Here is a 9,335-nt window from a genome sequence, read left to right as displayed (position 1 = left end):
GGCCAGCGTGGTTTAACGGGGCGCCTGAGATCAAGATCAAAAGCAGATCAAGAGCAAGAGCGGCTCGCTTCGCATCGGGTTACCGGCAGATCAAGAGCTACTCGCTTCGCATCGTGGTTAGGTTGGGGTTGGGGGGCTTTTGCTTTTTTGGGCGACACCGTGCAGCAACAGTGCCTCAAACACGCGCTGCACGCGTGGCTCATCACTGTGGGCCACATTGAAGCGCATCGAGTCGCGGTGGGCCGGGTCGTAGCCAAACAGGGCGCCGGGGGCCAGTACCATGCTGCGTTTCAGCGCTTCCTGGGCCAGGAGTTCGCCGTTTACGCCGGGCGGCAGGCGTGCCCAGATGAACATCCCGCCTTCGTACGCCATGGGCAGTTCGCACCCGCAGCGTTTGAGCCATTGTTCGACGCGTCCACCGGCTTCCATCAGGCGCTGCACCATGCGTTTGCGGTGTTTGGCGTAGCTGCCTTCGCTGAGCATGCGGTAGACGATTTGTTCGAACAGTTCGGAGGTGACGCCGCCGCTCATCAATTTCATGTTGGTCAGGTTGGCGGCCAGTTGCGGGGCGGCGACGACGTAGCTGACGCGGGTGTTGGCACTCAGGATCTTCGAGAAACCCGACAGGTAGGTGACCTGGTCCAGCCCGGCGACGGCGGCCAGGCGTGGGGGTGGGTTGGGGTGCAGGTCGCCGTAGAGGTCGTCCTCGACGATGTGGCAGTGGTACTGCTGGGTCAGTTGCAACAGGCGGAAAGCCTGGCTGGGGCTGAAGGAGTGGCCGGTGGGGTTGTGCAACACGCTGGTGGTCAGATACAGGCTGGGGCGGTGTTCGGCCAGCAGTTGTTCGAGGGCGGTGAAGTCAAAACCGTCGGGGCGCCGGGCAATGGTGATGACCTTGACGCCGTGCAGCGCCAGGTTGGCGTGGAAGTTGAAGTAGCACGGCGCGTCGAGCAGCACCGTGTCGCCCGGGCGTGCGAGCAGGCGCATGAGCATGTCCAGGCCCTGCACGGTATTGGGTGTGGTGATGATTTGTTCCACCGGCACCGACAAGCCTTCGCCGTGCAGTTTCTGTTGCAGCGCCTGGCGCAACGGCAACAGCCCCGCCGGTGTGCCCAGCCCGGCGATGCGCAGTGACGGCGCACGCACTACGCTGCGCATGGCTTGGCGGATCGCTTCGCCATTGAGCCAGTCCTCCGGCAAATGCCCGCCACCGGGGCGCAGTTCGCCACTGGCGGTGGCCAAGGGCCGGCGCAATACGCTGAGCAGGTCCTGGGGCAACAGGTCTACCCAGGTCGCCGAGGCAGGGCGGGTGCTGTCCATCGCCACGAAGTAGCCGCGGCCTTGGCTTGAGGTGAGCAGGTGGCGGCCGCGCAGGCGGTCCAGGGCCTCATTGAGGGTGAACTTGCTGACGCCGAGGATCTGGGTCAGCTCACGCACGGATGGCAATTTGCTGCCCGGGGCCCATTCGCCATTTTCGATGGCGTGGCTGAACGCCTCGACGATCTGCTGGACCTTGGGCGTGCCCTCTACAAAAGCGATGGCGGATACAAACATGACGCGTCCTTGTGTTTGCCGGTGCTTTTACCGGTGAAGTTAGGCCGGATTAGGCATCACTTTACCTGCCTTGCGCAATGCCACTCCCCTAGACTGCTCGCCATCTCGCCAGGAGATGGCGGAACTTCCTACACCCGAGCAATGGATTTTGCATTTCCATGAAGACTTATATGTGCGCACCCTGCGGTTTTATGTACGTAGAAGAACTGGGCATTCCGGAGGACGGAATTCCCGCAGGCACCCCTTGGGAAGAGGTTCCTGAAGACTGGGCATGCCCGGATTGTGGCGTGACCAAGGCCGATTTCATGGCCATCGAACTCTAACGCTCCATCCACGAAAGGAATCGTCCCATGGACAGCAAACTGATCAACGCCACCGTCCCGTTCTGCACCGGTGTGGCCCACCAGAAATACCTGGGCGCCGAAAAGGGCCTGCAAACCGCCATCGAAGGTGACTGCACCCACTGGTACATCGACGGCAGCCTGTTCGGCGAAATGGTTGATGACTGGACCGAGGCGCGTATCGTAAGCCTGCAGGCGCAAATCGCGGCCACGGGGGTCAAGCCGGTTTTTCACGGCAACTTCAAGGCGCCGTTGGGCAGTGATGTCGAAGCCTTCCGTAGTGCGGCCGTGGAGTACGTGAAAAAGGAAATCGACATCGCCAGCCGCCTGGGCGCGCCGTTGATCATTCACGGTGGTTGCATCGTCGAGCCGAAAATGGTGCTGATGGCCAAGAAGGTTGCCCTGGAGCATTACCTCAAGTCGGTGCAGGAACTGGCGTTGTACGCCGAGGCCAAGGGCACGGATATCTACCTGGAAAACCTGTCCAACTACGTCAACTATCGGCCATTCCATTACATCTTCACCCATGAAGCGGAATACGCCTTTGTGTTCGAGCGCCTGCAAGCCCACAGCAATGTGTACTTCTTCCTCGATGCCGGCCACGCCAACATCGAAAACGGCCTGCCGGCAGAAGTGGTGCGCAAGTACCACCACCTGATCAAGGGCATTTCCTTCAGCAACAACAACGGCGTGCAAGACCAGCACTTCGGCATCCATGACGGCAACTGCGATTACGCCGATGTGCTGCAGGCCATTGTCGAGACCAACTGGAAGGGTCTGGTCGCGTTTGAAACCCGCAACCAGACCGCCAAGGCCGCCCTGGCTGACCTGGCAGTGATGTACCGAAACTCCCTGACCACCGAAATCGCCGTCGCCTGATCGGCCGGGGCGAGCGCCGGCTGCGTTCGCCCTGTTGCTGCTGTTTCTCTTTATTCAAGGTGCTGGCCATGACAAGTGCGTTAACCCTGTCTTCATTTCTCTACTTTCTGCTGTTTTGCGCCACCATGACCTTCAGCCCGGGCCCCATGACCCTGCTGTTGCTCAGCCTGGGCTTGAAGGACGGCCTGCGCAGTTCGATCCCGGCGCAGGTCGGCGCCAGTGTGTCGTACCTGATTTCGATCCTGATCTTTGCCGTGGGCTTCTCGGAACTGATCAAGGGCAACCTCGCCATTACCCAGACCATCCAGTTTGTCGGGGTGGTCTACATTCTTTACCTGGCCTACAAGCAGTGGACCAGCAGTGGCGTGTCGATCAACAACGCCGGCGCGGTTGAGGGCGCGCGCAGCCTGTTCGGCAAAGGGCTGTTGACCGGGTTTTCCAACCCCAAGACCATCATCATGTTCAGCGCCGTGTTCCCGCAGTTTGCCGGCTCCGGTGAACACAGCTCGGCGGCAGACATCGCCATCCTTGGCCTGACCTTCCTGCTGCTGCAATTTGCCAGCGGCTGCCTGTATTGCTATTTCGGCCAGCGCATCAAGCATGTACTGGAAAACCCCAAGCGGCGCGTGCTGTTGCAGCGGATCACAGCCGTGTTGCTGCTGGGCGTGGCCTTGATGCTGGCGCGTGGGTTTTCGCACTGAAGTATTAGCCAATAAGCGGTAGTGGCGATTTGACGTTGCCCTGTTAGACTCCAGGCAATCACCCAGGATCGCCCCCACCATGCCAGCCGTCGGAGGAAAAGGACTTCCGCTCGCTTTGCGCTTGTACAAATCCCGCCTGCTGGGGCTGACGCTCGGCTTTGTGTGCGTGGCGTTCGGCATGTATCCGTTGAACCCGCCCCTGTGGGTGTGGGCCTGGATGCTGATCAACGCGTTTGCGTGGCCGCATCTGGCTTTTCAATGCTCGTTGCGCTCGGCCAATACCTTGCGCAGCGAACGCCGCAGCCTGCTGTTCGATTCCTTTTGCGGTGGGTTCTGGGTTGGCGCGATGCACTTCAACCCGCTGCCCAGCGTCACCACCCTGTCGATGATGAGCATGAACAACGTCGCCATCGGCGGGCCGCGCTTTTTGTTCGCGGGTTGGGCGGCGCAGGCATTGGGGCTGGGCACCGCGCTGCTGCTGTTCACGCCTGGGTTTATCGCCGTGACCACCCAGGCCCAGCTGTATGCCTGCCTGCCGATCCTGATGCTGTACCCCTTGGCCCTGGGCTGGATCTGCTACCGCCAGGCCGTCACCTTGGCCCGCCACAAGCGTGAGCTGCTGGCCTTGAGCCGCACCGACAGCCTGTCGGGCCTGCTCAATCACGGCGCCTGGAAAGACCACCTGGACCTCGAGTTTCAACGTTGCCGCCAAGGCCCGGCCGGTGCCGCCATCGCGTTGATCGACATCGACCACTTCAAGACCATCAACGACACCTACGGCCATGTGACCGGCGATATCGTCCTGCGCCAACTGAGCAAGGTGCTGCGCCAGAACCTGCGCACCACAGACCTGGCCGGGCGTTATGGCGGCGATGAGTTCTGCGTGATCCTGCCAGACATGCCCCTTAACCGTGCCACCGAGGTAATGGAGGCCCTGCGCGGTCGCTTCAACGCCTTGGCCTACGCCCAGGATCCGACACTGCGAGTGAGCTTGAGCATCGGCCTGGCGCCTTACCAGCCGAGCCACGCCGACTCCATCAGTTGGCTCAACGATGCCGACCAGGCGCTGTACGAGGCCAAGAGCAGCGGGCGCAACCGGGTCAGCTCGGTACAGGGCAGTTGGTTGCGGTCGGTTTAGTGGGGTAGGGTGGCGGGGCACCCTCCAACAAAAAACAAGGATCGGTCCATGCTCTTTTCCTTCCCGCAAACCCTGTTGGCCGCCACCCTGGCCTTGTCTTTCAGCCTGCCGGCCTACAGCGCCGAGCCCCATACACAGATCCAGCAACAGGCCGAACAATACAAGGCCGAAGCCTTGAAGCTGCTGGAGCGCCTGGTGAATATCGACTCGGGCTCAGGCTACGAGCCGGGCCTGACCCAAGTGCGCGATATCGCCGTGGATGAGTTGAAACAATTGGGTTTCAGCATCGAATTGGTGCCGGATAAAGCCGCCAACAACAGCCATGTGGTTGCCACCCTCAAAGGCACCGGCAAGGCCAAGATCCTGCTCATGGCCCATATGGACACCGTATTCAAGGAAGGCTCGGCTGCCGAGCGCCCCTTCCACATCAAGGACGGCCGCGCCTACGGCCCCGGCGTGATGGATGACAAGGGCGGCATCGTCGCGGGCATCTATGCGCTCAAAGTCCTCAAAAGCCAGGGCTTCAAGGATTACGCGCAGATCACCTTCCTGCTCGACGCCAGCGAAGAAACCGGCTCCGACGCCGCCTCCGAACTGATCCGCAACACTGCCAAGGGCCACGACGTGACCCTGAACCTGGAACCCGGCCGCCCCGCCGACGGTCTGGTGGTGTGGCGCAAAGGCAGCGCCACCGCCGTGGTCGAAGTCAAAGGCAAAGCCGCCCACGCCGGCGTCGCCCCGGAGCTGGGACGCAACGCAGCCATGGAAGCCGCGCACCAGATCCTGCAACTGGGCAAACTGGGCGATGAAGACAAGAAAACCACCATCAACTTCACCGTGCTCAAGGCCGGCGACCGCACCAACGTCATCCCTGACCAAGCCACCGCCAAGGCCGACGTGCGTGCGGCCGTGCCGGAAGAATTCGACCGGATCGAGAAAGACCTGGCGCGGGTTTCAGCCAACAAATTGATCCCGGAAACCGAAGTAAAAACCAGCCTGCAGCGTGGCCTGCCACCGATGCCGCAGACGGCCGAATCGGATAAGTTGGTGGCGATGGCCCAAGGAATTTACGGCGAACTGGGACGCAAGTTGACTATCGAAGGCAGTGGCGGTGCGGCAGATGCCAGCTTGTCCGCTGGGGTAGGCACGCCGACGTTGGATGGGTTTGGGATAGTGGGGGGCAATATTCATACGCCGGAGGAATATGCAGAGGTGGAAAGTGTGGCGCCGCGGGTTTATTTGTTGAGCCGGATGATTATGGAGCTTTCCAAGCGCTGATCAGATCGAACGAAGCGGGTTTGAATGTGGGAGGAATGCCAGCCAGGTAAACGCAGGCCCCCTGTGGGAGCGCGCTTGCCCGCGAAGGCGGTGTGTCAGTCGCTGCATGTGTTACTGCACTACCGCTTTCGCAGGCAAGCCAGCTCCCACAGGGGATCGTGTTCGCTTGGTTTTGTTGGATTATTCGTCTGCTGTCGCTTCAGCGTGATAACGAATTAGACATTCAAGCAATGTTTTCATAAAGGCTCTGTTGTCGACGATTTCATCTTCGAAGTAAGTGTCAAATAGATAAAATACGGACTCAAAATTTTCGTCCGTGCTGAGAAAATGCTGGAGTGTGTTGATGTGCCATTCTCTTTCATCTTGCTTATATTTGATGAATTTAGGCTTAGTTAGTTTATTGAATAACCATGTGAGTTCCTCGTGATGGTTCACGTTTATAGAGGTAATTAGCTCTTCTCGGTCCGCATCTCTGGTGTTTTCGATGCAGTAGGTAAATAATAATCCTTTAAGTATTGATAGCTGTGGTTGTATTTTCATGTTTAAAAGTCCATGTAAGCAGTAAAGAGGTTTCTGTCTTCATTCAAATGCACAAAGGCTTATCTCTGTTTTCCATATTCTGATTTATCCCTTTTATACCCTTCACCTATAAACTTCTCCATACAGATCATTGAATTGCAAAGCGAAGCGGGTTTGAATGTGGGAGGAGTTCAAGGTAAGCGCAGATCCCCTGTGGGAGCGGGCTTGCCCGCGAAGGCGGCGCGTCAGTCGCTGCATGTATTACTGCAGTACCGCTTTCCCAGGCAAGCCAGCTACCACATTTGGTATTTGTTGATTTGAGCGTTGTGTTCGCTTGACTGATTGGCATTAGGGCTTGCCCCCTCCCACATTGAGTATTCGATGTATTCAATGTGGAAGTCACCATGTGGCAGGGTCTTCGAGGCTGGCTTTTTGGAGGTCTTCTTCCCACCATTCATTAGTTGATCTATAAATTTCTTCGAAAAAACCTTTTGGATTGTCCATTTCACTCCATCCCCAAGGCAGGGTGCAATAATAGCCGGGAGCCTGTCTCAATAAGTGCGAAAAATCAAAGGCTTCGTCGCTAAGTGCAGCCCCCAATTTGTCGCATAAGACCTTGCGATGTCGATAGCTTAGATCTGAAGATTTCTCAATTATGTATTTTTTGATCAGTCGCCTTCTGTCTGTGTCAAGGTTGATGTCGTAACGTGCAAACTCTTTACCTAAAGTCTCTTCGCGATCATAAATATCGAACGGGCTGAGTAAGTGCCGAAGTTTCGGTGCGTACGGGATATCTAGAAAAGGGTGTTTCAGCATTAGTCATTACTCACAGGGAATACGGTATAAAATTCTTTGGTTTCGCGATCAAATTTTGCGATCGCTGCATCCAAGCTTTCATCAAGTATTGGATTGTTTCGGTCAGAAGGGTTTGGTATGTATCCTCTTCCGCAATCCTGCATTTCGATTCGGACAACGGGGTTGCCGTAGTAATCTTCCCCGGTAAAAGGCGGTAGATTGCGTTCTGCCCTGGTGGTTACCTCATTTAGTACAGCGAATTGCGCGCGATGACTTTTAAATTGCGTGCTTAACTGCATAGAACGTTCCTTTTTTGTGTAGGTTGTTTATCCGCTTAGATTCGTTCGCCCGTTTCGGTCTCTAGCTTGTAGTGATATAAGCAGCGTAGTAGCACTCGCATAAATTGTCGTTGGTCAGCTATCTCAGTGCTAAAATAAGTTGTCATGGTTTTGAATACATTATCGAAGCTGTCGCCAGTTTCTAAGAAATGTTCGATTGAATTAATAAACCAATCTCGCTCTGGGGTGGTGTATATCAAAAACTCTGGCTTGGTCAGGTCGTTAAAAAGTTCGACGAGCTCTTTTTCGTTGTTTGCGTCTACAGACGCGATTCGCTCCTCTCTCTTTAAATCGTCGGTGTTCTCAATATCATAGGTGAATAGCAAGCCGCGAATTATTGACATGCTAGGCGCTTTCGTTTTCATTATCATAATTCCGTATAAGCAGTTTTGGGTTGGCCAGCGCTATTCAGTATTACTCGTGCCTTGGATTGTTGGCTGTATTGCATTTCGTTCCCAGAGTACCCTTCACCCACAATTTTCCCCATGTGCATCGGCTTTAAAGACTGGGCAAGCCCGTTTCTTCTGAATATTAGTTGAGCTCGATATATTGCATTCAGTTGATCTCTATGGCTGAAAAAGTGGGTGGCAGCAGGTGGGTATTTCGGCTCTCCTGCTCTTGGTCCTGATGTAAAGTATTCGACTATTCCTGTAGTCGGGTTTTTAGCCGTCTGTAATCGTTCCAGTTGAGACGCGAGTGTCGTTTGCTTTCCGTGCTTCTCTAAAAAGTGTGCTCCGGGTGTTGCTTTTTCAAGCTCATCTAAATGCTTATAGGCGTTTGCCTCTGCAAGCTCATCAATTCTCGCCTGCCGCTGCGCACGGGTCAGTTGCGGTAGGGCCGGTTCTCCGTGCTTAACACTTGCCGCAGGGTTTTGAACGCTAGCACTGGGTTTACACCCGTCACTGCCTGGGCATGAATTCAAGCCTAGCGGATCCACCCAACCCGTCGGATTGGGCACATACCGGTACCCATTGATCCCTCCCGCCAACTTCACCGGATCTGGCGTCAGGTAGCGACCAATATCTGGATAGTAGTAGCGATGGCGGTTGTAATGCAGCCCGCTTTCCGCATCGAAATACTGCCCTTGAAACCGCAGTGGGTTGTCGATTTTGCCTACGTCGAGCCGGGCGATCTGGCCGTAGGCGCGGTAGTGGGCGGACCAGACGATTTCGCCTTCGGGGCTGGTCGGTTCTTGCGGTGTGCCGAGGTGGTCGAGTTGGTAGTGGTAGGGCTTGGTTTCTTTTGGGCCGAAACCTTCCAATAGTGCCAATGGGCGGAAGCTGTCGGGTTCGTAGAGGTAGCTGCGATGGCGCTCTGCATGGTGCTCGGCAATCAGCTTGTCGCCTTGCCAGAAAAACTCGGTGGTTTTGCCGCCCACGGTTTTGCTGATGCGCCGCCCAAAGGGGTCATAGCGATAGCTGGCGGTTTGGCCGTTGGGTTGGGTGACGCTGATGAGCCGATGCTGGCAGTCGTAGCGGTATTTAGTGACGAGTTGCTGGCCTTTGCCGCGCCGCTCACGAATCAAGTTGCCGAAGGCGTCGTAGTCGTAGTGGCGATCGCCCTGGATCATCAGACGATTCGCCGCAACGATGTCCGGGCCGGGGCGGTCTTGCATCAGCAGGTTGCCCGCCGGGTTGTGAGCAAAGCGTTCCTGGATGTCCTGGGAGTGAGCGGCGCGGGTCAGGCGGTTTAGCGGGTCGTAGCGGTAAAGGTGTTCGCCTTTGCGGGTGTCGAGCAGGCGGGTGAGGTTGCCGGTTTTGTCGTAGTCGTATTGGCGCTGGTAAAAATGGTT

At 56.7% G+C, this 9,335-nt stretch carries 11 protein-coding genes; 5 read left to right on the top strand and 6 right to left on the bottom strand.

Going from position 1 to position 9,335, the window contains the following annotated elements; translation table 11 throughout:
• Positions 1-117: 117 nt before the first annotated feature.
• Complete coding sequence (locus tag DK871_RS27710) at positions 118-1,554, bottom strand: PLP-dependent aminotransferase family protein (protein ID WP_161907401.1); 1,437 nt, start codon at positions 1,552-1,554, stop codon at positions 118-120.
• Between the two features lie 158 nt (positions 1,555-1,712).
• Here DK871_RS27710 and DK871_RS27705 point away from each other — a divergent pair, with 158 nt between their 5' ends.
• The 5 genes from DK871_RS27705 to DK871_RS27685 all read left to right on the top strand — a co-directional run bounded on the left by DK871_RS27705 (position 1,713) and on the right by DK871_RS27685 (position 5,891).
• Positions 1,713-1,877, top strand: a complete 165-nt coding sequence (locus tag DK871_RS27705) for a rubredoxin (protein ID WP_056784331.1) — start codon at positions 1,713-1,715, stop codon at positions 1,875-1,877.
• A gap of 27 nt (positions 1,878-1,904) precedes the next feature.
• Positions 1,905-2,774, top strand: coding sequence for a sugar phosphate isomerase/epimerase (locus tag DK871_RS27700; protein WP_161907400.1), 870 nt, complete (start codon positions 1,905-1,907; stop codon positions 2,772-2,774).
• A gap of 68 nt (positions 2,775-2,842) precedes the next feature.
• On the top strand, positions 2,843-3,475 hold the full coding sequence (locus DK871_RS27695; protein ID WP_161907399.1) for a LysE family translocator: 633 nt from the start codon (positions 2,843-2,845) through the stop codon (positions 3,473-3,475).
• A gap of 79 nt (positions 3,476-3,554) precedes the next feature.
• A complete protein-coding gene (locus tag DK871_RS27690) occupies positions 3,555-4,613 on the top strand; it encodes a diguanylate cyclase (protein WP_044273551.1) in 1,059 nt (352 codons plus the stop codon).
• Positions 4,614-4,661: 48 nt separating this feature from the next.
• Complete coding sequence (locus tag DK871_RS27685; RefSeq protein WP_161907398.1) at positions 4,662-5,891, top strand: M20/M25/M40 family metallo-hydrolase; 1,230 nt, start codon at positions 4,662-4,664, stop codon at positions 5,889-5,891.
• 180 nt (positions 5,892-6,071) lie between these two features.
• On the opposite strand, the gene DK871_RS27680 is transcribed toward DK871_RS27685, so the two are convergent.
• The 5 genes from DK871_RS27680 to DK871_RS27660 all read right to left on the bottom strand — a co-directional run.
• Positions 6,072-6,431, bottom strand: a complete 360-nt coding sequence (locus tag DK871_RS27680) for a hypothetical protein (RefSeq protein ID WP_161907397.1) — start codon at positions 6,429-6,431, stop codon at positions 6,072-6,074.
• A gap of 378 nt (positions 6,432-6,809) precedes the next feature.
• The gene (locus DK871_RS27675; RefSeq protein WP_161907396.1) at positions 6,810-7,226 is read right to left on the bottom strand and encodes a hypothetical protein; all 417 of its coding nucleotides are present in this window, start codon (positions 7,224-7,226) and stop codon (positions 6,810-6,812) included.
• The gene (locus DK871_RS27670; protein WP_161907395.1) at positions 7,226-7,504 is read right to left on the bottom strand and encodes a hypothetical protein; all 279 of its coding nucleotides are present in this window, start codon (positions 7,502-7,504) and stop codon (positions 7,226-7,228) included. The genes DK871_RS27675 and DK871_RS27670 overlap by 1 nt, the downstream gene beginning before the upstream one ends.
• A 35-nt stretch (positions 7,505-7,539) precedes the next feature.
• Positions 7,540-7,908, bottom strand: coding sequence for a hypothetical protein (locus DK871_RS27665; RefSeq protein ID WP_161907394.1), 369 nt, complete (start codon positions 7,906-7,908; stop codon positions 7,540-7,542).
• 2 nt (positions 7,909-7,910) lie between these two features.
• Positions 7,911-9,335, bottom strand: a 1,425-nt coding sequence (locus tag DK871_RS27660) for an RHS repeat domain-containing protein (protein ID WP_178116090.1), incomplete at its 5' end; no start/stop codon positions are given.

It is taken from the genome of Pseudomonas sp. L13 (assembly GCF_009935965.1).
In the GTDB taxonomy this organism is placed as follows: Bacteria; Pseudomonadota; Gammaproteobacteria; order Pseudomonadales; family Pseudomonadaceae; genus Aquipseudomonas; species Aquipseudomonas lactis.
Note: the sequence above shows the minus strand (reverse complement) of the source record. Positions and strands in the feature narration are given on the sequence as shown.